Source organism: Legionella pneumophila subsp. pascullei (genome assembly GCF_900637585.1).
Lineage (GTDB): Bacteria > Pseudomonadota > Gammaproteobacteria > Legionellales > Legionellaceae > Legionella > Legionella pascullei.
Genome location: NZ_LR134380.1, coordinates 2,887,266 through 2,910,763 on the forward strand (window position 1 = coordinate 2,887,266; position 23,498 = coordinate 2,910,763).

A 23,498-nucleotide genomic window follows, 5' to 3' on the forward strand; every position below is an offset into this window, starting at 1 on the left:
ATATTACCTTACTACCACAAAGAACATTGCATAAAAATCACGGCTTGGTGAGCATCTGAGAGTGATCAAACAGGCCGGAATTAGTGAACAAATCCGACCGGAATAGAAATTTATAGAGCCATTTAAATTTTTATAGTTCTTGAAGTCTCAAATGAATGCTCCTGTTCAACTTGAGCATCAGCATGATTTTGTGTCCTTAAATTTGCAAATTGCTTTCTTAAATTATTGTAAGTCGTCGCCGCTTTATTTTCATCAATAACGGTATGTACTTCATCTTTATAATATACATTCCCTCTTTTCCCGAAATAACGGTGTGAAGCCAATGCAGCTCTTATTGCAATTAATTCCGGAGAGGTTTTGTCATTAGAGAAAATTTTACCGCGATCTTCCACAGGTACGTTGAGTAATGCTTTTTCTATTCTGTCCGCTTTGGCATTCATACCAACGCTAAATAAAGATTTGGCTTCCTTGCGATAATTTGCAATGACTTTGTTAATCGCTTCGGTTACCTTTATTGCATTGTTAGTTTCCTCAAGTGATTGTTGTATCGTTACAGAATCCCTATCTTTTGTGTTAGCCATTTTTTCATAAGACCCCTTGATAAATTCATCCATTTTTCCATCTTTTTTACCTACTTGATGCCTTGAAAGATTCTCAACGGAGTCTAATAGTCTTAGCCTTGGCTCATCGTTTCCAAACCGGCAGTATCTTGCAATCTTTTCATTATCCATCTCTAGTACTCGACAACAATTGCCTGATTTCAGGTGGCTGCATGACTGTTTATGAATCAATTTTACAATACTCTGATAATTCTCTTGTTGAGAACCTTGACCTAAAATTGGACTAAACTGAGCATCCATAAGTTTGCCATTCAAATAGCGGTTAATTTCCAAAGTCACATTAGCAGGTATTAAATCAGGATTTTTAGAGAAGATATCATACAGTGGCTTTAATATATCTTCCTTATCATCGTAAAACTCAAAATTAATCTTCTCATCAGGATATTGTTGAGAAATATACTGAATCTGTGAATACAGCATTAAAAATTTACTCTCATCACTAATGCAATAAAGTGAATTTAGTTGGCCACTGATTGCGGAGGTAACTAGCTTCATTAGAGAATCACTGTTTAATAAATTCAAATGATTCAGGCTGCCATTTTGTTCCATCACTTGCAGAGCACTGCGATAGGTGTCTCCTATTGCGGCATTCTCACATATTAAATCAGGAACAAGTAACGGGTGAAAAGTTGCCCCCATGAAGTCGCATAACTCTTGAGCTACAGGTATAAATAAAGTAGCTGCTCCTGCATTTAAATTGATTAAATCCGCTTTGAGGTTTTGCCTGTTAGAACCAATAAAAACATGGATAGGATCATTATTACTTCTACTAAGAATATCCTTATTGGTGTTAAATAATTTTTCAGCATCCCAAACTTTCCGTCCATCATTTGTTTTTAATGACTCTTTATATTCCCTGTTTGAGATACATTGATCAAAATCCAAGGATTTAACTGTTATGCTCATTTTCGTCTCCAAGGTAACAATAATTGTTCTACTGTTTAATTATTTTACATATTACCCTGTTATTTTTAAAACGAATTTTATTACTAACTGATATAAATTTTTTTAATATCACTGGTATTTAATCAACAGATCTCAAAAAACAAATCCATAGCCCAAAATTATGATGCGTGAATATCTCGAATAGTACTCAGTGCATTTTTTTACCATTCGGGACATGAGGCTCAACGGAAGCAAGGCAGATAGCACCATTTTCATCAGAAAAACCAACCAATAGAAATTGAGAGACGAACCCGGCAATATTTTTCTCACCTAAATTCACGCATCCAATTACCATCCGGCCTATCAATGTTTCAGGCGTATAATGCACTGTTATTTGTGCTGAGGTTTGGAGAATACCAATATCGGCACCAAAATCCACCCAAACTTTATAAGCAGGTTTCCTGGCTCGCAGGAATGGCTCTGCTTTCACAACGGTACCGGAACGCAAATCGACTTTTTCAAATTCTTCATAAGATATCATCATTTTTACACCTCAACGTTTTGCATAGGCTGTAATTGAGAGTATAACCATCCCCATTCCAATTATTTGCCCCATCGTTAATTCCTCACCTAGAAGTATCCAGGCAATAATCACTGTTGCCAAAGGCATTACAGCGGTCGATAATGAAGCCATGACTCCATCAACTTTTTGGCAACCGAAATACCAAAAAACATAAAAAAGACCGGAACTTAATCCCAGAATAATTAAAATTAGCCAATCCAAAGTATGGATAGTGAAACTGTCCCACGTACTAAAGCCTAAACAAAACAACAATAAAATGGCATTAATCCCATTGAGCAAGGAAGAAATTAAAAATACCGGTAATGAATTAACGTGCATTTTACTTAGAATGTAATACATGGCTTCAGGCAGAAGCGAGGTTAAAACTAGCGCGTCACCAAAAAAAGAATGGCTTACGTTGATATCGCTTAGCTTGTCGCATGCAATTACAACTAATCCAAGAGTAGCAAAACCCACACAAATGGCTTTCTTACCTGATATTTTCTCGCCAAGAATTATCCACGACATAATAGCAATAATCGCAGGCAAAGCACTCGTTATAATGCCAGCTACATTAGCATCCGTATATTGTAAGCCCCATAATATAAGGAAATTAAAAAGTACTCCGGCAGATAATGCTTGAGCAAAAATAAAAAACCAATCTCTTCGTTTTAACTGTAAAAAATAAGAATACACCGGTAATTTTTTCGCTGGGGTTAGCCAATGTAACAGTAATAAAATGACAGCAGCCAATGAAAAGCGAAGTGCAAGGATGGAAAGAATAGGAATTGATGAAAGTACGTATTTTGAAAATACAATATTAATGCCTACCATAATTTGGGCAAAGATTAGGAAGAGCATACCCTGGAGAAAATAAGTATTGGATTTTTTCACATCAATAACCGACTTGGTCTTATTTAGTAATCGATACCTCAAATGAATTCGTAGTCTATCAATTTAAAACCAGAGTTAGTTATCAATTTCACGCATTTTCTTTGCTGTTAACGCTTTGGCTCTCCATTGAGATGGGGCTTCACCGAATACTTTGCTAAAACGGCGACTGAATGCGGGTAAGTTTTCATAACCTACTTCAAATGCGATTGCTTCAATGGAACAATTTTTCTGAGATAGTAATCTTTTAGCATGAAGTAACTTTTTCATTCGCCAATATTCGGCAATACCACAGCCTAAGCTCTGTTTAAAACGGCGCTGCAATTGACTAATACTTAAATAACAATGTTTCGCTACTCTACTCACGTCCACAGAATCTGCGAAATAAAGATCAATCCAGTATTTTGCTTTTACAACAAGCGGATCTGGTTCAGGTGAAAAAGAATTTGCCACAAAGTGAAACAATAATTGATTGATTAAAGAGTCTGAAAAAAAATCTCTTTCATTGTGTGCTAAATAATGGTGGGTGAATTGGATGAGCTTTTTAGTACTTGTCGTTAAATTGAGAATATTAGACTCAAAACCTTCATCACGAAGAGGATTTTGAGTAGTAACATCAATAACTAAAAACAGATTTTTTTGACTTCCGGCAAAACAATGTTGTTCATTAGGTGCAATATATACTCCGATATCATCATTGACGACAGCAGAGTAATGACCTACCTCCAGCTCCATAGAACCTGATACCGGCAGTACTAATTGGGCATAATCGTGTGTGTGACTGCAACTTTCAGTATGGTAAGAACGAAGATCAATACGATTAGTAAGCAACATACTGCTCCCAAGCGAACATTTACTTGTAAAAGAAATAGATTATATCATACTTGATTTGAAACCGATTGAGTGAGGTAGTCAGGAAATTGGGGATCGTTATTTGGATAAGCTTGAGTTTTTTATCACAAGGATAGGTCAAGACTAACAAAGGTGTTAAACCTCGGACAGAGCTTATTGAAAAAGACCACTGGCTTGGCCCAGTTATATTGTGCATCCAACAGATTCATTGGACTATTATAAATTTTAATCAACTCTCTCTAGTTTGCTTATGATCATTTAGCAGAGCAAGCCTTGGGTAGTTCCTTGGGTTTCGAACGCATTTCTTGCATTAATGCATTACGAAGAATGATGCTATTAGCTTGGGTTGAGCCAGACCAAAAACCGGTAGCGCAGGTATTCGTATTACAATCACCTCCAAAAGTAAAAAAAGCTTGTGTTCTCTCTATCTTACAGATACACAAAGCACGTTCTGAATTTTGTGGATCGACTGTACAAGGCATGTCAACGCAATTCGTCCAGGGCAATCTCTCTGGGCAGTTCATCGACCTTTTAAATGCAAATTGCTCAAATGAAAAAGTTGAAACAAGTGACGTCACTTTGTATCTGTCTGGAACAGGCTTTCTCTCTTTGCATGTTTTATAACCGGCACTTTTACCTTTCTCTACTACGCAGTCACAAATTGCATTGGTCGGATTTCCAGGTGTAGGAATACAGCGAGCAGAAGTGCAAAGCGCGTACTCTTGATCGCATATAATTGGCGTTGCAGAGGCCGCAAACCCATTATTAAGAAATAAAAAAGTGCCTATTAATCCAATCCATTTTCCAAGCATTGAGTCCATTGTTAAGATCCCATTGTTCCTTTGTTTATTACAGTATCTTTATCATATTATCGAATCTCCATAATTCAAAAAAACAGGCATTAAAATTTACTATAATGAATAGACCTTATCGCCCCTTAATGTCACAAGAAACCATTAAAGCATCTGGAGGAAGGCAAGGAGGCCTTGTTTAATGCAGTTATGTTGATTGTTTGTACCAATGCCTTACTGAACTAGAAAATGTTTACGAAATGAATCCCAATTTTAGACTTTTTGATCCTTTTATTAGCTAATAAATGAAAGGGACAGATCACTCTATTTTAATTAGTTTGAAGAATTGTGGCAGTTCTACTGCAAGAAGCGGATCAATTTTTGCAACATAGGGAATATTATCAAACGCGGTTCGTGGATAAATTCTGTCATTGACCCAATGACCTGACCAATTGGACGTGGTTTTAATGCAATCCCTCGCAAAATTCTTTAAATGATATTTTTCTTCTATACTAAAGCAACCTGATAAAAAAATATCAACATAAGATTGCACAATAGGATAATCACTGGAAGGAGCAGCAAGTTGTTTCCCACTCGTTGTATAAATCCAAAACTGCCCTTCAGGTAGATTAATAGAGCTCAGGGCTTGAATGTCATCTCGTGGAACTTTAATTCGGCAATAAGTGTTTTCACGTTTGTCGTAATTCTTAATTTGAGATGGATCGTTTAACTTAAAATAAACAGCATTGATTATACTATTTTTTTTAGGCACTACACCAAGATAAATGGTACTAAATCCAATCGGTGTACCTCGCTCAATCCACCCTCTTTGAAAACCTGATACATAAATAGGGAAGTTTTCCCCTACCATTGAGCTGTCTTCTTTTTTGGATTCTTCTTGCATTAACGATCCATAACCAATGATAAATTGTGGCAGGTTTGGATTAATATTAGGCCTGCAATGCTTGGGCAGTGTAGTAAACTCCTTGGTTAGATTTTTATCATCTGTTAAATTTTTAGAATAACAAAAGTAACTCAGTTGAATTAAAAAATAAAATGAAAAAATCTTACTATAGTATTTTGACGTTTCATTTTTATGATCCTATTAAAAAATGCACCCGTTGCCAGAATATCCTATAGCCTTTCATCCATCACGTTTCTATCATAAACAACACTCTCGCGACTTATTTAAGAAATCAGGATAGATGCGCTGTAGAAAAGAAAAGCTGCTAAGTTACTCTTTGTCAATTTTTCACACATTCCTTATGGGGAAAAGGTGATAATATAAATAGCTATCTCAAAGATGCCGTATTTGTTCTCTCATGGCTAATACTATTCCCGTAAAAATGATACAACCTCCGATAATCTGAGCAACCCCAGGAATTTCTCCAAGAATTAAATAAGAGAAAACAATGGAGGAAAGGGGTGTCAAGGAGGATGCTATCACGTCATCTGCGACTTTAATATGTTGCAGCCCCAGATAGTTAAAAAACATCCCCATACCTACAATGATAGGCCCATACAATATCATCCACTTCCAAAGAAATGGTGATAAAAGATCCGAAAAATGCCCCCAACCAAACAGTGTTAAAGCAATAAAAAAGAAAAAAACAGCCCCTAATCCCATACGAAAGGTATTAAAAATACCACCGGGTAATATTGTAACAGCATGAAAACTTATCAAGGTGGAAATTGTACTTGAGACAACACCTAAAAATACGCAAATTTCCCCGGAGTTTGGTGTGGCTGCAAGAAAATCATAAAGAGGTCCAGTCGATGTGATGTGGGTGATAGGTTTCTCGTTTGTAGCTGTCCATTGCTGAATAAGAACAATCACAAAACTACCTGAGATAGTGATTAATGAAGCTAAAATTAGCCGCATATTAGGTTTTTCAGAAAAAATAAGCCATGCGGCAAATAAAGTTATTGGAGCATTAAGAGTTGAGAGCAGAATTACATTAATAATATTTGCGTACATAATACCGAAAAAAAATAGTGTGGGCGTTAAAAAACCTATAAAAAAAGCGCTGGTAAATAGCCATGCCCAATCTTTGCTGGTTAATGTCTTGAAATTGAATGTTCTAAAATTCTTATACTGGGTTAATAATAGTGTTAGAGCTCCCATTAGACTCCCTATAAAGAGAAGATTACAAAATGAGATGGGATTACGTCCATGGATAGTGAAATTATTACCAAGTTGAATCAGTTTGGCAATGACAGGCTCATCCGCACTTAATATAATATAGCTGATTATTATAAAAACTATTCCTTTACGTCTGGCCGTGTTCTTCATTATTCCCTGTACTTAAAAATTTCCTTAGCGTCATTGTAAAATATTTGCATTTCATGGTCACGAACCTCAGGGGCGTGGCTTAATTCATTCTCTGCCAATATCATTTCCCTGAGACAATTCGTTTATAACCTGCTTTTCTACATCTCTCTTAAAATTTGGAAAGTGAACAAACCAGAGTTTGATGTGAATAACAACAACCAGCGTTAAGGGTCAGATCTTGCCTATCAAAGTAGTTTTGGGTCATTTCAGAGAAAGCTAAAAGCAAGATCTGCCCCATGGTCTCTTGAGAGAGGCAGACAAGCATTAAGTGTTAAGGGTCGGTCCTGACCTATCCGGTCAAAAATTTAAAAAATGAAGTAAATAAATCTGGGTAATATTTCATAGTTATTCTTTATTGCATTTGATTTTGGTTTATTAACTTTCAATAGGGTACTGTACATTGTAGACTAACTCTGGTCCTACTATGATTAATGATTGAACACATGACAATAACTACAACTACTATAACTTCTCCTCAAGAAACGAGGTACATTGATCTATCTTCTCGTTATTTTTACTACGCTTCTCGTATTCTTGCTTTCATAACATGGCTTAGTTGCGGCTTATTCGGAATTTACATACTTTTATTTTACGCAAACTCTCTAATATCCGGCTCTGCCTCTCGTTGGAACACTGTACTACCCAATCTTTATATCAAATCGCACACCGCTTCAACTTTAGGCATTGCCATTCACTTTACAGCAGGCGGTATTATTCTTGCGATGGGATTTTTACAGTTACTCAGCATCACTCGTCATCATGCACCCGGGTTACACCGCTGGTTAGGACGTATCTATGTCTTTGCTGCAACTCTTGCAGGAATAGGCGGATTGACTTTCATCGCCTCAACCGGAACTATCGGTGGCCTCGTGATGGATATCGGCTTTGGTCTTTATGGTTTATTAATGATTTTGTGTGCTTTGCAGACATACCGCTATGCTAGACAATTAAAATTCGACAACCATCATGCTTGGGCCATTCGTCTGTTTGCACTTGCGATCGGCTCCTGGCTCTACAGAATGGAATATGGTTTCTGGTTTCTCATGACAAATAAGCTATGGCATACCCAAACATTTCATGGTCCTTTTGATTTTGTAATGGCGTTCTTCTTCTATCTGCCCAATTTGTTGGTCGCTGAAGCCTATTTGCGAGGCCGCTCGGCACAGGTTGGTCAGTTTTCCAAACTCATTGCTGGAACCGTGATGAACTTGGCTAGCGGTTTATTAGCGGTAGCTACCTATTTTTTCGCTACACAATATTGGTTACCAGCAATTTGGGGGCATAGCATTAGATAGCAATGCTTAGCCTGGTTGATTCAAAAACCTCATCATTTATGGCGAGGGGGATGCGAAAACTGTTCTGCTCTCTAAAGTAGGGCTGCCATTGGGCTTATGAGTACACTCTTCATTCAACCTCACATCAAAAAATCTTAGCCCTGCTTGCCTGATATTTGAATCATCAGGTTTGGATGATTTTTCTGATGTTGATAATAGAGTATTATTTTGCAGCACATCTGAAGTTTGGCTGCGACTCATTTTCTCTATCAATGGCTTGTCCATCTCTGAAGGGCATGGAATCGATTTTTTTCTATCAAAAACAGTAGGCCAGGTAAAAGCTATCGATACAAATACTAAAATGACCGGAGACAATATTGCCATGGTAATGGTTAATGCAAATTTTGCCCCTATTGTTTCTCCCAGCGTTTCACCAATATGAATCCCGCTTCGGATTCCACCGGCAACAGAATAAGCGAGAGAATCACCTATTAAAGCAAATAATTTGAGCATGTTAATAACTCCATGCTGTATCTTTTGTGCTCTTGTTAGGTTTTCTTCAGGTGGTTGATATATTGATTCAAATTTTTCTTTTAGATCGACATACGTTTTCGGGTTAAAGACTTTATATACTTGTGAAAAAGTATTGACAACCATCGTTGTTGAAGTACATATCATGGCAATAAAATGTGCTAAAAGAGTATCAGGAGTCGCACCTAAAGCATTGAAAAGTTTATTAACCCCTGAGACTGTTGTAAACCAAGTTAACGTCGCATAAACAGCCAAAAAAACCGTACTTACCATTCCTAATAAAGCACATCGCAAAAGACCATAGGGTTTTTGGTAATCTTCAATAAAAAGATTTTTAAATTTTGTATAATTTTCACGTATGCCGATAGCTTGAAACGAATAAAAAGAGACCGCTGCAACCACAGACAACCCAATGGTAAGTATCAAAACCAGAGGGTTAGAGATTAGCATGCCTGCCCCCAAAAACGTGAGAAGTCCTACAAGACCAGCATATCCAGAAATGCCCGCAGAAATGCACGCCAACAAGGTCACGACACCAAAAAATAATTTCTGGCCTCTATCGAGTATCGTTTTTTCTTTTATATTTTCTTCAAGGGTCTTAAACGTTTTTTGTTTTTGAGGCTGAAAGCCGGCACTATCAAGCATGGCTTTCCCGCGGCTTAATAAGCAAACTATTCCATTACATAAGGAAAGTACTATCGCCAAGCCAAGGCTAAGGCCAAAAGGCGCTCCTAAAGTACTTAATAATCCCAGACAAAATACCATACACAGCGCCATGGAGGTAACGACTTTGCCAATGACCAATGGCACTCCTTTTATTAGCCTGTTTCTATTTTGAGTTGGTGTTCTCGCAAATTCCTGGCCATTGCTAGAGCAGCTAGCAATCTGTAAGACTTCCTGCTTAGACAATCTTTTTCCACCCGAAAGTATCTCTCCCCACTTAAAGGTAAGAAAACTCCAAAAATAGTGAGAAAAAGGACGATTAAGAAGATCTGTTATTCGAAGATCCCCGTTTAGAATGGCTTGTTGAACTTTTTGCGATTCTTCTTTAGTAAATTGATATTGGTTGAAAGAGGTAATAATCCAATCTTTTTGAGTACGAAATTTTCTTCTTAAAACCATTAACACTTCGGGACGTTTATGATTAGCAAAGTCGATTTGATCTTCTTCTAATAAACTAACTATTTCTTTCATTACAATAAATCCTTTTTTAATACAAACTGCGTAGCTTATTTATAAATTCACAAGAATTCCATTAAATTTTTATTTCAATCATCAATAGGTATGATCCTGTTAAATTTTCATTAGAAAGATTTGACATACTTTGCGAGTTACATTCTAATCATGTTTTTTTCATGATCATGGACAATCATGGCATTATTGAGTTTTCTAAAACCTGCTCCATATCTTGATGAAATTCAGGATAAAAACGTTGTTAAACGACAATATCGTTATTGGCGTATTCGCACCTTTTATGCAATGTATATAGGGTATGCGTTGTTTTATTTTACGCGAAAGAGTTTTACCTTCGTGATGCCTGCGTTACAAAGCACCTTGGGGATGACTAAAACTGAACTGGGAATGATCGCCAGCATTTTGAGCTTAAGTTACGGCATCAGCAAATTTTTGAGCGGAATTCTTGGTGATAAATCTAATCCTCGTTATTTAATGGCGATCGGACTGATATTGACAGGTGTTTTTAATATTTTGTTTGGATTGTCTTCTACCTGGTGGTTATTTGCTATTTTTTGGGGATTGAATGGTTGGTTTCAAGGGTGGGGCTGGCCAGGGTGTACTAAATTATTAACACATTGGTATTCTCAATCGGAGCGTGGCCGTTGGTGGAGTCTTTGGAATACATCACACAACGTTGGTGGTGCATTAATTCCTTTGATTGTTGCTGTGTGCGCGCAATACTTCGGCTGGCGTTCAGCCATGTTTGTGCCTGGGATCATTTGCATTTTAGGAGGTGTTTTTTTAATCAATCGTTTAAGAGATACCCCACAATCACTTGGCTTACCCGCGATAGAGCAATATCATGAAGATTTTTCTGGTTCCGCAAATCACCACAAAGAAAAAACAGAACTGTCAGTCAAAGAAATACTTTGGAATTATGTGTTATGCAACCAATATATTTGGATACTGTCCATTTCCTATTTGTTTATTTACATCGTTCGAACGGCCATTAATGATTGGAGCATGTTGTATTTAACGGAAGTGAAAGAGTATTCCTTAATAACAGCAGGCAGTTGTGTCATATGGTTTGAGGTTGGTGGTTTTTTTGGAAATCTGGTTGCCGGCTGGTCTTCTGATAAAATATTTCAAGGTAAACGCAATCCAATCAATGTTCTCTTTACTGCAGGCGTATTTGCCACTTTGTTGCTGTTTACGTTAACGAGGGCATATACACCGTTCCTCGATGCTTTGTTTCTTTTTTTCTTTGGTTTTTTTATCTTTGGGCCACAAATGATGATTGGTATGGCCTGTGCGGAATTAGCACATAAAAAAGCAGCGGCGACTGCAACTGGCTTTGCCGGATTTTTTGCTTATTGTTTAGGTGCTGTTCTGGCTGGTGCTCCTTTGGGTGCAATTATCAAAAATTACGGCTGGGATAATTTCTTCCTTACATTGTTTGTTTGCTGCTTGGTTCCATTATTTTTGATGCTGCCACTCTGGCATGTGAAAGTTAATCCAAAGTATCGTCAATCAGAATTTTCAGGCAAATCAGAGTTTGCTCAGTGATTGGCTCCGGCTCTATCCCAAATAAAGGGGTATTTTAATCAAGTTAGCAAGTGTTTCCGGAATGAGCGATCAAATGCGGCAGGAATCGGCGCTTATTTCGCTCTGGAATACACTGCTAACCCAATAACGAAGCCCTTATTGCATGGGATTATGTCTTGCAAATCCGTTTTGAGGCCTATTGTCATATTCCTGTCGTTTGGCAGGATCAATTAAAATATTATAGGCTACCCCAAGTTTCTTAAAACGTTCCGTTCGTGCTTCTATATTTTCACCTGCTTGTATTCTATCAGGATGCCAAGCCATTGCTAACTTTTTATAGGCTTTTTTTATCTCTCCCAAGCTTGCATCTTCGTTAACGCCTAATACTTTGTAGGGATTAAATTTTATTTCATCTCTATTCGCGAATCTGAAATATTCCTCAGTCTCGTTAACTTGGGGTTGTTGTGCAAAAAATCGATTTTTTCTCTGATTTCGATTATGAAAATATTGATCATAAATTTCTTTAATCCTGGGATCATTCAAGTTTTCAGAAGTAAAAAGTGACGCATGACGTGGTCGTGTTTGATGATAGAAACGATCATTATCTTTATGTGCAAGCATAATTTTAGCAGCGGTGAAAGGTGTAAATAAATTTATCAATCTCGAATTTATAAATTGAATAGCTATGCCAGGATCGTTTTCTAGCGCGTTAATAAGCATAGGATTATCTAAAGCAATAAGTTGAGGATTATGAGGGGTAAATGGAGGAACGTTTTGTAGCTTTAGGTGTGCTCTATGATTCAAAAGTAAGTCTGTCGCTTGCTTGACAGAAAATAATGACATGTTTTCATAAGAATTCATAAATGCTATTGCTGCATTTTTATTCTCAGTGGCCATTAAGAAATTAAATAATAGCTCAACATGAGTAGGATGTTTAATGAAATATTTTTTGTAAGCTCTTGCGTTAGCTGGATCAGTGGCTTTAATTAATAATTGCTGATAGATCTCTTTAACTTGAGGATTTTTTAAGCTTTCTTCACTAAAAGCATACTCATGACGAGCTAAAGTATGACTGAAAAAACTGCTATTATCACGGTGAGTTAGTAAGATTTTAGCAAATTCTAAAGGGCTTAATAAAGCACCTAGTCTACAGTTTATAAATCTTGCAGCTTCAGCAGAATCACCTTTTAACGCTTCAATAATCGTAGGGTTGTCCATAGAAATAAAGCGTGGGTTATCTGCATCGAATAAAGAAAATTGTTGGCCTATATTTGCCCTGTGTTTGAAAAGCACAGCTATAGCTTGCTTAGGAGATAATAAAGACATTACTTCGCTAGAACTCATGAATACTTTAGCGACATCATAGTTTTGCATTGCTGCTTCAAAAATATAGGGCTTATCTTTAAAAAAATTAAAAACCTCATTATTTTCTATATTATCTTTAATGAATTGCGCATGGGTTTCATTAATTTGACTTTCTAAACGTTCAATTTCAGACAGAGCTTTTTTAAGGCTCGCCTCTTTTCTATTTGCTTCTCCTTCTTTTTCTGTGGTTTGGAGGCTTTTAAACGGAGTTGTAGTAAACAATGATGCTATTGAGAACTCAATATTATTAAAAGTTACATAACTTAAATCTACCTCTTTTCCTGTGTTTAATGCTTGCTCCAGAGCAGATCTATCAGGATACTCCACTTTAAATAGCACCCAACCTTTCTTATCTGAATCATAAGAAGCTGTAGCGTACCTAAACTCATTCATCTTATGCTCAGAATCAAATATTCTACCTTTTTTAATGTTTTGAATTTGAGGATTATCGATGTCAGTGAGTTGGTTTGAAAAAATATAAAATATGTTCATTAGAATGCCATGATGTTAAATTGTGGGCCAATTCTATTAAAGTTAGCAATAATAGTCAATCAACCGCCCAATTTATCCAGCAAGCGTAGGTCGGGCCTTAGCCCGACAAAATCCACGTTATTCTCCAAACTGATTCATTGTGTGTAATGTATCAGAGCAAGCCCAATCACTGGTTATAATTCCTTTTTGAATATATCTATGAATACTGGAGTATTTCCAATCAGATGCTTTTTGGACATAGCCATGTTTCACAATGAATATAACAAGGCTTACGAAAAGCCCCTGGGGTATAGAGATATCCTTGATGTGATAAGATAAGAGGTTATACCGCAAAATTTGTTGGTACATATTCATCCAAAAATATATAATCCATAAAATCCTGATGAAGGCAAATGGTAAAAATGTGTTACCCATTAAAGGTCATCTTGGTAACATTTAACACTTTATCTGTAGCGGAAGAAGAAGATAACTTTATGAATTATTATTCGATTTTATTGACCATTAAACGACTCATTACCGGTTTACTCCCGATACTACTGGTTGCTTGTACGCACCAGCAATCTAATGGTCCGGATCACTATGTGATCAAGGGGAAAACATATCATGTAATGAAATCTGCTAAAAATTACAAAGCAAAAGGAATTGCTTCCTGGTATGGGTCACACGCCCGACATAAAAAAACATCGACAGGAGAGCGCTACAACATGTATGCGATGACAGCAGCCCATCCAACACTCCCATTTGCTACACGAGTACGGGTAAAAAACCTGAATAATGGGCGATCGATTGTGGTTCGGATTAATGATCGAGGTCCTTTTTTATCGAACAGGCTAATTGATTTATCCTATGCTGCCGCTAAAAAACTCGGTATAAAAGGCATTGCCCCTGTTGAAATTGAAGTCGTTTGAAATGGCTAAGAAGTATGCGCGAGCGTAGCCTTGATGAAGCGCAGCGTAATCAAGGCTACGCTTGCTGGGCGTTCAGTCGGGAAAAACATCTAGGAATTTCTGTCACCCGACAGGGCAACTCTCGCATCTCCACTTATGACTGGATCGGCATTTGGTTTACCAATATCCTTGGTTGGTTTTTTAAAAATTGATGAGTTGAGTAATAGACTTGTAGCGGTATTATTATTGGTAAAGGTAACCTTTTTCCGAAACTCTTCTAATTCAGTGAGTTTTAGTGAGGTACTCGATTCCACCATGGCTATAAATTCTTCGTCTTCCGGACTGGCATAAAAGCCACCTAACTCCTTCCATAATTGCTGTTTGGCTGGTTCTCTAATAAATTCCCAAATTGACAGAATATTGTCTTTAAGATTAGTAATTAATTCAATTAACTGGTGGTATTCCTTTTCTGATTTTAATGGAATCTTTTGTTGAAGGTAATTCATACAAAGACCGGACACAATTTTGTTTTTCCTGGACTCAAGAGCCCGGTCTAAGGCATATTCCAGATTAATAAACTCTTTTAAATCGGGTTCATAAATAAATACCTGTCCCGTTTCCAGTTCATAATACCAACCATGAATTGTTAACTCCTTATGGGTTGTTTTTTCGATGACCAGTGGATAGGTTTTCAAATGTTCCATTTGGAGCAGAATATTCTTCTTGGTAGCAATCTCAAGTTCTCGAGTGAGGGCATTAGTTTCAGTCATTCGCTCCTCATGCATCTCTTGTAACACGGCTTGAGAGTGATTTAGCCACGATGCTACGGCCGGCAAATGCTCCTCAATATGCGGAGTTAATAATCCTTTCATTGCACCGCAATTGGAGTGACCACAAATGATAATGTCTTTTATCTCTAATACTTTTAAAGCGTACTCAATAGCTCCGGTTTCACTATAGCTTGATGGATAAGGAGGAATGATATTGCCTATATTGCGAATGCTGAATAAATCACCTGGAGCTGCTTGCGTTATAAGACTCGGGACAATTCTTGAGTCAGAGCAGGTTATAAACAGTGTTTCTGGATTCTGTCCGGTGCTTAATTGCTCAAATAAATCTCTCATCCCAATAAAAGGTTTTTTTTTAAATTCAAGTAATCCGAGCATCAGTTTAATTAACATAATTAACCTCACAATTTCTTCACATAATCCATCATTTGAAGGCAAATTATCATAACAACAAAGAATCGTAAAGTAATATTGCAATGTCGTAAATAATGGTATAGGAATTTATTAAATAAAATCAATGCGTTGAAATTATGACCTAATTGTTTCACAGATCATTTTTGGGATCTTAAAGAGAAACTATCTTTAGCAAGCGTAGCCTTGCTGACACACCTGGCAGATTTTTGATCTTGAATAATTAATTCATATGGCCCGTGTTATCCATCTTTTATGTCTTCCTGCCTACTTATGCACTATAGTATTAACATTCAGATTAATTTAATCATCCTGATAATCAGCATGTTTCTAAAATTTTTATTACTTGGTTTTATGTTTTATCCATTTGGGTATTCGTTGGCCAGCATACCAAAAGATGTGATTGAATCGTGTAAAAAGGGATCAGCAGTTGGTCGTGCGATTGTAGTAACGGATCTCGGAAATATACGTTTTATTAGAGATTCAAATGATAAATGTAATAACCTTTATTTAACTGGATATAAAGGTAAATATTATGGTTTTATTTCCTGCCATGATAAACCTTATTTTATTATAGATAAGAAAAAATATGCTATTGCTGATGCAGTTATCGAATCAGAAAAGCCTTATAAACCTAGTTTAGCAATTTTGACTGATGGGACTTATTGGCTAAAAATTGATGATTCACAGCGATCATATTTATGTGTACGCAGCCCTTCAGATGATTTTGGTGGCGAATGGAATCGCAGCATAGCTCTTTCACAATTTTATATTGCTGCTAATGCATTTGATAAAAAAGAACCAGTGAAATTATATTTCTACTATTATCATCCTGAATTGATGAATTGTATGCCGGCTGTTCCTACATGCGCTAATCAAAAAATCTGTCAGCAAAAAATGTATCTTTGCCCACAGAAAAGTAGGTTCTTGACAAAAAATTAAGTGAAATCCGAATCAATGGGGTCAGCAAGCGTAGCCTTGATGAAGCATTTAACTTTTTATAAAGTGAGTAAAAAACAACGGATACAAGCTTTTTCTTATATCAGTAATTATGTCTTAGATTGGGGGAATTATGATTGTGTAAAATTATGATGGGCTCGTTCAGGATCTGACTCCTTGGCCTCGTGTTGAAACCTTTTTTGAAAAACCGGCATGTGCTTAATCATATATCATACATTGAGAATATAAAAACATTATATAACATATATACAAATGTTTTATTTTAAATCTATCTGATTATAAATTATAATTAATGAGCAAATTAAGTATTAATGTTAAATTTCACTCTAACTTTTTAAAAAGGAAAATAAATGCGTTATTTCTATGAAAAAAATGCCCGGATCCATTCGACAAATTCTATTGATGAATTGATTTCTCATTCATTTCCCATTGATGTAAAATCACCGGAAAAAAGTGCTCATTATCAGGCTGTTGCTAATATTATTTTTTCTTCGCAATACAAGTTGTCTCTTTTAACTACGAGAGAAGACATACTCTTAGGGCAAGATTTTATAGATTTCATAGCGCATCATAAGTTAACTTCGTTAAACAAGTATAATGGGGTTGATCTTTTATATCTTTTAGCCTTAAGCCATGATACAGCTTTGCGTGCTGGAATTTGGAAGTTAGGCTCTCTGCCACATCTAAAAGCTACTGAAATTATCAGTAGCCTATCAAAATTAGATGCTATCGATCGCATACCTCTTATGAAAGAAGCCCTAGTAGCATGGAAGGAGTTATTTCTAAAAGCTAAAGTTGAATTGCAACAAGAAGCAGGCACTTGCCCAGATAGCACTCGAAATATGTTGGAGCAGATGACTTTATACGCTTCTACAAATAATGACAAAAATAATGAACGCCACGGGCAGTCTCAGAGCGACCAAACAAGATTAGAAGTTGAACGCGAGCAATTTCGTTTGCTGGAAAGAGCTTATTACAAAGAAAAGCATAGATATAACCAGCCTACAGAAACGCAATTGTATTATAGCGATGAAGAAGAGGAATATGATGTTACACAACAGCAGTATTATTACTACAATTAATAATTGTAATAAGGAAGGATTTAAAATTTCCTCTAATGACTGCTTCACACGATATCTAATGCAATGAAATAGAAACATTCTTAATTTCATTCATCAATTATGAAGTATGATTCCAACAAAGTTGGCTATAAATCCCAATGGGGTCATACTTAAATTTTATGAACAAGCGTAGGTCGGGCCTTGGCCCGACAAAATCAATGTTATTCTCCAAACTGATTCGTTGTGTGTAATGTATCAGAGCAAGCCCAATCACTGGTTATAATTCCTTTTTGAATATATCTATGAATACTGGAGTATTTCCAATCAGATGCTTTTGGGACATAGCCATGTTTCACGGGGTTAAAATGAATATAATTCACATGATGCTCCAAATCTAATTCATCTCTTATCAGGTGTTCCCAAAAGCGTCTCTGCCAAATGCCTCTTTCTCGTTTGTTTTTTCTTGCGGGGCTAATTAACTCCAGGCAAGGAATTTGCTTTGAAAAGAGAGATTTAATCATGCTCCAACGCAAAGAGTAGTTACTGTCATGTTCTGGCAAGATCATTATCAGATGCAAATGGTCAGGCAAAATGGCATAGGCAACTATTTTAAAAGGATATTGGGCTTTGGTTGTTCGAATAGCATAAAGCAACGAGTCAATTTCCTTGATTAAAATTCCATTTGTTCTATTAGCAAGATTAACCGTAAAAAAGTAGGTCGCTCCCGGCAAGAGTGCTCTACGATATTGCATGAGTTTGGACCAGATTCATTTCCATTGGCTACGTTTATAAATCAATTATTACTTCAATTCAAGAAATTGTCGGGCCAAGGCCCGACCTACGCTTGCTGAAGAAACTCTCTTTCGATATCACAATATCTTAATTATCCTGTATTTATTGTAATTGCTCTATAAAGTTGTGGAGACTGCCTACGTTCTGCGGCTTGTCCGCAGAATCCAGGAATCTCAATCTGTACCTAGATCTCTGGATCCTGCGGACAAGCCGCAGGACGTAGGATAGGAAGATTTTCCACTTATTGAGAAGTTAGTATTTACTTATATATCCTCTTGATTACTAAATAAAAAATATGTCCCTGAGTTTTGATCTCTAATAACCTCTAATAAACTAGAAGCTTCTCCCAATGCTCAAAATAAAAAGATTAAAATCAGACAAAACCTTTCCACTTATAAATAAGTGATTAGCATTTGTCTGATAAAAAAATTTTTTTCTAGTTTTGGAAATAACTTAAACCCGACTGAGTCAACTGTTTCCATTTTGGAAATAGTTCATCTAGAAACTATTTCAATTAAGTTATCATTAATTTCGCTAATAACTGATTGAATATGATCGGGTAATTGTAATTTTTCAGCAACTTCATCTAGTGTATTTATATGTCTTTTCCAAAAAGATTGAAGCACTTCGATTTCAGACCTATCAAATAAAATAGGCAGGATTAACTCTGTTCCACGATGCTTGAACGTATTGGTTATCACTTCTTTCAAATTATGGAAATCATTCAATTCATGATTTCTGAGAATGATTAACAAATCATGGTAATCTTTCATTCGGCTGTTCGTAGCGCCCCTTGATACAAGGGTTTCTAGCTTTTCAGCAAAAATAAACTCAATCGGATAGGTTAATAAAGTAATTTCTGATTCAAATAAAGCCTGATTTTTTACCTCTGTTAAGAGTAAAGAGCGCTCAATCGGCTCCACTAAATCACCTACCCCAATATCCAACTGAATTGTATCTTTCATTGAATAAAATTGTACTTTTAGAGAGAGCCTAAATCCTGGGTAATGCATATGAGCATGTTCTAAATCGCTCACTTTCATAACTTCAAAGATAAAACCATCTGCAAGTTCAACAGCACAAATAGTCTCAACCAACGGAACGATGCTTTCTTGTGCCGCTTGAATATTTCTTGCAAGAAAATCCAAGTCAGTTGTTTCTCTACCAATTTCAACTAACTGTGCTAAAAGAAATCCTCCTTTAAATACCAATTGATCATCCAAATTGGACTTGGCTAATCGTGCGAGAAAACGCTCTAATGCCAGTATTTTCCAAAGCTCCTGAAATGTCTTTTCCTTTATTGATGCTAATTGTTTCAGTTTTGCTTTAAGTGATTGTTCATTCATATCGTCATCGCCAACAAATAAGGAGTAATATCAATCCGCAGTTTCTTTGCATACCTTTGCAATTTTCGGGAATCAATATGTTTTTCTCTCAATCCACTCTGAAGTGCCTTAAGAGCAATTTCTGTTGAAAGAAACCGAAAAGCATCAATAATAGTGCGCTCCATGTCAAAAATGGGTAGAGATTCGCCATCAACATCCCACGATGTTAGACCAGTACTTACATCTCTCATTCTTTTTATAATGGTATTCGTTCGAATTGGTTTCGTTGTACTATGAGGTACTGCTATCCAATGCTTACGAGGCACTTCGTCTGTAAGCTCATAGATTGCTAGTGCACTAACGAGGCAAATAACACCTTGGGAAATTGATTTCACTGTAAATATCAAATCCTCCCACTTAAAATCAAATTCTTTCTTCACGGAAACCGCTTGATATAGGCCTTTATTGACTCGTTGAATAAGATCTTTTTGCATGTAGTAACAAAGCAAACTTGGAGACACGCCAAGTTCATTAGCCTCTTTACTTGTAAAAACAGGCTTTTCTAGAAGAGATTCAATGTTAGCGAGCTTATTATGTGTTTTCATATTTACATTTTAACAAATAAACCCAATAAAATCTAATGGGTGTATTTTCTAAAATTTAACAAATAAACCCAATAATTATTTTTGGGTGTATTTATTAAAATAAAATTATTATGTCAACCCCAAAAGCCATCTTGAATCAGCTCCTGGTTTTTAATAAGAACCTAACAATTGTAAACTTAGTTTACAAAAACTATAATTAATTATGTTGTATGCTCTAGGCAACTTTGATCATGAGTATTTACAAAGTAGAAATATGATGAAAACTAAAACCGAATCATCGTTTTTGTATAAAGGCTTAGGATTTCCCATCGAATTGGAGCATGTCGCAATGATCTGTATCAACGGAGAATGGATGCCCAAAATTGACGTTCGTAAAATTGCCGATGAAGCCATTAAAAAACTTGCCATTCAAGAAGAGAGATTAACTGGCAACCAAGTTAAATTCATTCGCTCCTATTTTTCCATGACCCTTCGAGAGTTTGGAAAAACAGTGGTTCATGAATCGCACACCGCTGTCAATAAATGGGAAAAATGCGGTAATGATATTACCAACATGAATGAAAATACCGAGCAAGTGTTACGAATTTACATTATTGAACAGACACAGACTAAGACCCAAGCCGAACAAGAGAATTTCTATTCAAATTTTAAAAAAAGCAAAGTATTTGTGAATGCTGAACGCAAAAATCCCAAGCCAATTCGATTAAATCTCTGTGCATAACGGCTCACCCCTGATCTAATCAAAATCAGACAAAGTCTTACCAAATTTAAATAAATGGTAAGACTTTGTCTGATTTTGATTAAATTAAACCGTGACAATTTGTCACAGTTTGAAAATAACTTCATATATGTTCAATCAATAACATGTAGAAAAAGCCTTTGACAAACACCCAGATTTAAATAAACATCATCAATAGATAACCATTAAACTAAACTTTCACCGCAATTTTTTTAACTCCCAAAATCAATGAGCCTAAATCCGTCCAAAACAAGGCCGACCCTAACCCGACACAAACCCGACATAGCAAGATTCAGTACTGACAAGAAGAAAAAACCTGTCGAATAGAAAAACCCGACAAAGAGAAATTCTCTAGGCCGACCCACCTCATAACTCCAAAATCTGTTTTTTATGTTTTTACGCGCGCATTGATAGCGTTTGATATCAATTGAAATAAAAATATAGGGTTAAAACAGGAGTAAAAATGGATTTCTTATTCGTCACCACATACGAACTGGACGCACTCAGCGAAATCCCCCTCATGCAAAGAGTAGTCTACCTCATGGGCATCCGCCCCTACATGGACAGAAAGACATTCATGGTCGGCATTAAACGAAAAATCAGTTACCAGTCACTGAGAGAAACTCTGTATGTCGCCCCCATCAAAGGCGTAAAAACAGGCTGCCCTAGTCACCAGCAAATGAAACGTGTAATTAAATCTCTGGCACGCCAGGGCATCATAGAAATTCGCTCAACAACCAAAAACCTCATTGTGAAATGCCTTCTGGCTAACCCTTATGAGCCTGTAGATATTGAAACTGAATCTCATCCTGAAAAAAGCTCCCCCACCCAAGTAGAACAAAATCAGCCAGCACTACCAGAAAATATGAACTCATTAAAAACCAAAAAACCAGCCTATTTATCAAAATCAACTTTCAAAGCGCAGCCCAGCAGCAACCTAAAAGATCTATACCAACAATTCGAACAATTCTGGCAACTCTACCCCCTACCTAGCTATAAATCTGAAGCCTGGAAGCAATTTCAACAAATTGATCCTGATGAGAGGCTTTTTGCACAGATCATCGATGGATTACAAGAACAGCTAACGAAAGTTAATCGGTCAGGAGCTTATTGGCCTTACCCTGCTAGCTGGTTGGGTCAAAAAAGTTGGCTTAACATTCGAGCTATATAAAGTTTATTTTAATATGCGTATTCTATGAGCTTCACTCTCCTTTGCAGAACCTTATATAACACCCTGTTCTCCTTCTCAATTAACTTAACGTTATGTGCCTATTTGATTTAACATACCTGCCCCCTTACTCCATTAGGTAACAGGACGCGTTTCTTTAAATATTCGATTATTTTTGATTTTCAATGCAATTATCGTATAATTTGCCCATCTTGTTCATTTAATACCCGCAGAGCCATGTAAGAAACATATGAATAAAAAAATGTTTAAATTTATTATATTAATATCAATAGTAGCAGTAGTTACATTTGTATCACTCAGACCCGTTTCACAACATAATCTTCCTAAATTTAAAAATGAAATATTTAAAAATGATACCATTTACATCGATGAAGCAATTGATGATACGTTTATAGGAAAAAATCAGAGTACATACTTATTAGAGTTTCACAGTAGTGCCTATAAACGAATAAACTACACAATTACAGGTAATCTAAATCGAACACTCACAAGATTATTAGTTGAAAAAACTATAGCGGATAAAAAAAACTTGGAAGAGGTGGTTCTACAAATCAGTCCTACTGGAAGTAATTATGAGATATACAATGAATTGTCAAATCTTATAGTTTTATTAAGGAAAAATAAAAATATTAAAGCTATCAATATAATTTCTAGCATACCAATAACAGACACTTATGGATTAAAGACACTTACTAGCAATTATTTGGCTAGGCTACTGTTTAAAAACGATCATCTTGAGACATTGGTTTTAAACGCAAATAATATTGATTTACATGAATTATCTGAAGGACTAGAACAAAATAAAGCGCTAAAACACCTAATTATTTATTCACCTTCAATGGATGCTCCAAGCCTTTACGGATTAAGATTAGCTCCTGAAAACAAATTGCAATCAATAGGCCTATCAATAAATAAAAATTTTTATCATGAAATGAAAGAGTTAATGCGCATTATAGACTCAGTTCCCTCTATCAGGGAGGTTAGGATAACATCCCCATGGGGATCAAGTGATTTCTTACGACATATTATACTGGGATATTCAAAGCTCATTAATAGAAAAATAACCGTTAAAAGCTTCTTTAAAACAAATATATTTAATCCTATTGATAGTAACTATGAAAAGAAAAACAACTACGCTAACAAAATAAGAAATATAATATTCGCACATGATGCGAACATTATATTAGAGAAATGCTTTATTCATCCATATTATTATCGAAATTATAATGAGAAACTTGACTACTGTTCATATATGTATAACGAAAATACCCTTAGATCTTTTGAGCAAAAACTGGAAGTATACGTTAATAGCCGATTTGCGCCCAATCCTGAACCTTATGACTTATACAAAACTACGAAAGACTTATTAAATGAATATCCACTTAGTATTCGAGAAAAAGTACAAAGCATTTTATAACTTCATGA

General features: G+C 36.1%; 21 protein-coding genes. 8 read left to right on the top strand and 13 right to left on the bottom strand.

Translation table 11 applies throughout. The features are described from left to right. Positions 1-122 precede the first annotated feature (122 nt). The 7 genes from EL201_RS12980 to EL201_RS13010 form a co-directional block, all read right to left on the bottom strand. Positions 123-1,538, bottom strand: coding sequence for a hypothetical protein (locus EL201_RS12980; protein WP_080273143.1), 1,416 nt, complete (start codon positions 1,536-1,538; stop codon positions 123-125). A 175-nt stretch (positions 1,539-1,713) separates the two neighbouring features. Beyond that, positions 1,714-2,049 carry a tRNA-binding protein gene (locus EL201_RS12985; RefSeq protein WP_027222656.1) on the bottom strand — a complete coding sequence of 112 codons (336 nt, stop codon included), beginning with the start codon at positions 2,047-2,049 and terminating at the stop codon, positions 1,714-1,716. Between the two features lie 9 nt (positions 2,050-2,058). Continuing rightward, the gene (locus EL201_RS12990) at positions 2,059-2,928 is read right to left on the bottom strand and encodes a DMT family transporter (protein WP_080273144.1); all 870 of its coding nucleotides are present in this window, start codon (positions 2,926-2,928) and stop codon (positions 2,059-2,061) included. A 108-nt stretch (positions 2,929-3,036) separates the two neighbouring features. Beyond that, positions 3,037-3,792 carry a helix-turn-helix domain-containing protein gene (locus EL201_RS12995; RefSeq protein WP_027222658.1) on the bottom strand — a complete coding sequence of 252 codons (756 nt, stop codon included), beginning with the start codon at positions 3,790-3,792 and terminating at the stop codon, positions 3,037-3,039. A gap of 272 nt (positions 3,793-4,064) precedes the next feature. Then, entirely contained in the window at positions 4,065-4,631 is a 567-nt protein-coding gene (locus EL201_RS13000) for a hypothetical protein (RefSeq protein ID WP_027222659.1), read from the bottom strand. Between the two features lie 289 nt (positions 4,632-4,920). Further along, on the bottom strand, positions 4,921-5,505 hold the full coding sequence (locus EL201_RS13005) for a gamma-glutamylcyclotransferase (protein WP_231955076.1): 585 nt from the start codon (positions 5,503-5,505) through the stop codon (positions 4,921-4,923). 393 nt (positions 5,506-5,898) lie between these two features. After that, positions 5,899-6,894 carry a DMT family transporter gene (locus tag EL201_RS13010; RefSeq protein ID WP_027222660.1) on the bottom strand — a complete coding sequence of 332 codons (996 nt, stop codon included), beginning with the start codon at positions 6,892-6,894 and terminating at the stop codon, positions 5,899-5,901. A gap of 482 nt (positions 6,895-7,376) precedes the next feature. Between EL201_RS13010 and EL201_RS13015 the strand changes: the two genes are divergently transcribed. Then, complete coding sequence (locus tag EL201_RS13015) at positions 7,377-8,228, top strand: DUF2306 domain-containing protein (protein WP_231955078.1); 852 nt, start codon at positions 7,377-7,379, stop codon at positions 8,226-8,228. A gap of 36 nt (positions 8,229-8,264) precedes the next feature. Here the strand turns inward: EL201_RS13015 and EL201_RS13020 are convergent, their stop codons facing one another. Then, positions 8,265-9,932, bottom strand: a complete 1,668-nt coding sequence (locus EL201_RS13020) for a lpg2552 family Dot/Icm T4SS effector (protein ID WP_027222662.1) — start codon at positions 9,930-9,932, stop codon at positions 8,265-8,267. A 177-nt stretch (positions 9,933-10,109) separates the two neighbouring features. Here EL201_RS13020 and pgtP point away from each other — a divergent pair, with 177 nt between their 5' ends. Beyond that, on the top strand, positions 10,110-11,480 hold the full coding sequence (gene pgtP, locus EL201_RS13025) for an MFS transporter (RefSeq protein WP_027222663.1): 1,371 nt from the start codon (positions 10,110-10,112) through the stop codon (positions 11,478-11,480). A gap of 135 nt (positions 11,481-11,615) precedes the next feature. On the opposite strand, the gene EL201_RS13030 is transcribed toward pgtP, so the two are convergent. Beyond that, positions 11,616-13,316, bottom strand: a complete 1,701-nt coding sequence (locus tag EL201_RS13030; protein ID WP_050598297.1) for a J domain-containing protein — start codon at positions 13,314-13,316, stop codon at positions 11,616-11,618. 473 nt (positions 13,317-13,789) lie between these two features. Here EL201_RS13030 and EL201_RS13040 point away from each other — a divergent pair, with 473 nt between their 5' ends. Next, positions 13,790-14,224 (top strand): septal ring lytic transglycosylase RlpA family protein, encoded by a 435-nt coding sequence (locus EL201_RS13040; RefSeq protein ID WP_027222664.1) that lies wholly within the window; start codon positions 13,790-13,792, stop codon positions 14,222-14,224. 89 nt (positions 14,225-14,313) lie between these two features. Here the strand turns inward: EL201_RS13040 and EL201_RS13045 are convergent, their stop codons facing one another. Continuing rightward, entirely contained in the window at positions 14,314-15,384 is a 1,071-nt protein-coding gene (locus tag EL201_RS13045; protein ID WP_027222665.1) for a carbonic anhydrase, read from the bottom strand. 342 nt (positions 15,385-15,726) lie between these two features. Here EL201_RS13045 and EL201_RS13050 point away from each other — a divergent pair, with 342 nt between their 5' ends. Continuing rightward, entirely contained in the window at positions 15,727-16,344 is a 618-nt protein-coding gene (locus EL201_RS13050) for a hypothetical protein (RefSeq protein WP_027222666.1), read from the top strand. 368 nt (positions 16,345-16,712) lie between these two features. Then, on the top strand, positions 16,713-17,444 hold the full coding sequence (locus tag EL201_RS13055; protein WP_027222667.1) for a hypothetical protein: 732 nt from the start codon (positions 16,713-16,715) through the stop codon (positions 17,442-17,444). Between the two features lie 200 nt (positions 17,445-17,644). On the opposite strand, the gene EL201_RS13060 is transcribed toward EL201_RS13055, so the two are convergent. The 3 genes from EL201_RS13060 to EL201_RS13070 form a co-directional block, all read right to left on the bottom strand. Then, the gene (locus EL201_RS13060) at positions 17,645-18,175 is read right to left on the bottom strand and encodes an REP-associated tyrosine transposase (RefSeq protein ID WP_027222668.1); all 531 of its coding nucleotides are present in this window, start codon (positions 18,173-18,175) and stop codon (positions 17,645-17,647) included. 534 nt (positions 18,176-18,709) lie between these two features. Continuing rightward, positions 18,710-19,561 (bottom strand): nucleotidyl transferase AbiEii/AbiGii toxin family protein, encoded by an 852-nt coding sequence (locus tag EL201_RS13065; protein ID WP_027222669.1) that lies wholly within the window; start codon positions 19,559-19,561, stop codon positions 18,710-18,712. Next, positions 19,558-20,145, bottom strand: a complete 588-nt coding sequence (locus tag EL201_RS13070) for a type IV toxin-antitoxin system AbiEi family antitoxin domain-containing protein (protein ID WP_027222670.1) — start codon at positions 20,143-20,145, stop codon at positions 19,558-19,560. Before EL201_RS13070 ends, EL201_RS13065 begins: the two co-directional genes overlap by 4 nt. A 352-nt stretch (positions 20,146-20,497) precedes the next feature. Between EL201_RS13070 and EL201_RS13075 the strand changes: the two genes are divergently transcribed. The 3 genes from EL201_RS13075 to EL201_RS13085 all read left to right on the top strand — a co-directional run bounded on the left by EL201_RS13075 (position 20,498) and on the right by EL201_RS13085 (position 23,490). Beyond that, entirely contained in the window at positions 20,498-20,866 is a 369-nt protein-coding gene (locus tag EL201_RS13075) for a hypothetical protein (RefSeq protein WP_231955080.1), read from the top strand. A gap of 481 nt (positions 20,867-21,347) precedes the next feature. Further along, positions 21,348-22,055, top strand: a complete 708-nt coding sequence (locus EL201_RS13080) for a hypothetical protein (protein WP_027222672.1) — start codon at positions 21,348-21,350, stop codon at positions 22,053-22,055. A gap of 247 nt (positions 22,056-22,302) precedes the next feature. Next, positions 22,303-23,490: a hypothetical protein gene (locus EL201_RS13085; protein ID WP_027222673.1), complete on the top strand. Its 1,188-nt coding sequence runs from the start codon at positions 22,303-22,305 to the stop codon at positions 23,488-23,490. Positions 23,491-23,498: the final 8 nt, after the last annotated feature.

What these genes read in the sequence shown, in the direction of transcription:
- EL201_RS12990 (WP_080273144.1), bottom strand. Translation starts at nt 2,928, where the DNA reads ATGCTCTTCCTAATCTTTGCCCAAATTATGGTAGGCATTAATATTGTA.
- EL201_RS13050 (WP_027222666.1), top strand. Translation starts at nt 15,727, where the DNA reads ATGTTTCTAAAATTTTTATTACTTGGTTTTATGTTTTATCCATTTGGG.
- EL201_RS12995 (WP_027222658.1), bottom strand. Translation starts at nt 3,792, where the DNA reads ATGTTGCTTACTAATCGTATTGATCTTCGTTCTTACCATACTGAAAGT.
- EL201_RS13030 (WP_050598297.1), bottom strand. Translation starts at nt 13,316, where the DNA reads ATGAACATATTTTATATTTTTTCAAACCAACTCACTGACATCGATAAT.
- EL201_RS13085 (WP_027222673.1), top strand. Translation starts at nt 22,303, where the DNA reads ATGAATAAAAAAATGTTTAAATTTATTATATTAATATCAATAGTAGCA.
- EL201_RS13070 (WP_027222670.1), bottom strand. Translation starts at nt 20,145, where the DNA reads ATGAAAACACATAATAAGCTCGCTAACATTGAATCTCTTCTAGAAAAG.
- EL201_RS13055 (WP_027222667.1), top strand. Translation starts at nt 16,713, where the DNA reads ATGCGTTATTTCTATGAAAAAAATGCCCGGATCCATTCGACAAATTCT.
- EL201_RS13045 (WP_027222665.1), bottom strand. Translation starts at nt 15,384, where the DNA reads ATGTTAATTAAACTGATGCTCGGATTACTTGAATTTAAAAAAAAACCT.
- EL201_RS13065 (WP_027222669.1), bottom strand. Translation starts at nt 19,561, where the DNA reads ATGAATGAACAATCACTTAAAGCAAAACTGAAACAATTAGCATCAATA.
- EL201_RS13015 (WP_231955078.1), top strand. Translation starts at nt 7,377, where the DNA reads ATGACAATAACTACAACTACTATAACTTCTCCTCAAGAAACGAGGTAC.
- EL201_RS13010 (WP_027222660.1), bottom strand. Translation starts at nt 6,894, where the DNA reads ATGAAGAACACGGCCAGACGTAAAGGAATAGTTTTTATAATAATCAGC.
- EL201_RS13075 (WP_231955080.1), top strand. Translation starts at nt 20,498, where the DNA reads ATGCCCAAAATTGACGTTCGTAAAATTGCCGATGAAGCCATTAAAAAA.
- EL201_RS13020 (WP_027222662.1), bottom strand. Translation starts at nt 9,932, where the DNA reads ATGAAAGAAATAGTTAGTTTATTAGAAGAAGATCAAATCGACTTTGCT.
- pgtP (WP_027222663.1), top strand. Translation starts at nt 10,110, where the DNA reads ATGGCATTATTGAGTTTTCTAAAACCTGCTCCATATCTTGATGAAATT.
- EL201_RS13040 (WP_027222664.1), top strand. Translation starts at nt 13,790, where the DNA reads ATGAATTATTATTCGATTTTATTGACCATTAAACGACTCATTACCGGT.
- EL201_RS13000 (WP_027222659.1), bottom strand. Translation starts at nt 4,631, where the DNA reads ATGGACTCAATGCTTGGAAAATGGATTGGATTAATAGGCACTTTTTTA.
- EL201_RS12985 (WP_027222656.1), bottom strand. Translation starts at nt 2,049, where the DNA reads ATGATGATATCTTATGAAGAATTTGAAAAAGTCGATTTGCGTTCCGGT.
- EL201_RS13060 (WP_027222668.1), bottom strand. Translation starts at nt 18,175, where the DNA reads ATGCAATATCGTAGAGCACTCTTGCCGGGAGCGACCTACTTTTTTACG.
- EL201_RS13080 (WP_027222672.1), top strand. Translation starts at nt 21,348, where the DNA reads ATGGATTTCTTATTCGTCACCACATACGAACTGGACGCACTCAGCGAA.
- EL201_RS13005 (WP_231955076.1), bottom strand. Translation starts at nt 5,505, where the DNA reads ATGCAAGAAGAATCCAAAAAAGAAGACAGCTCAATGGTAGGGGAAAAC.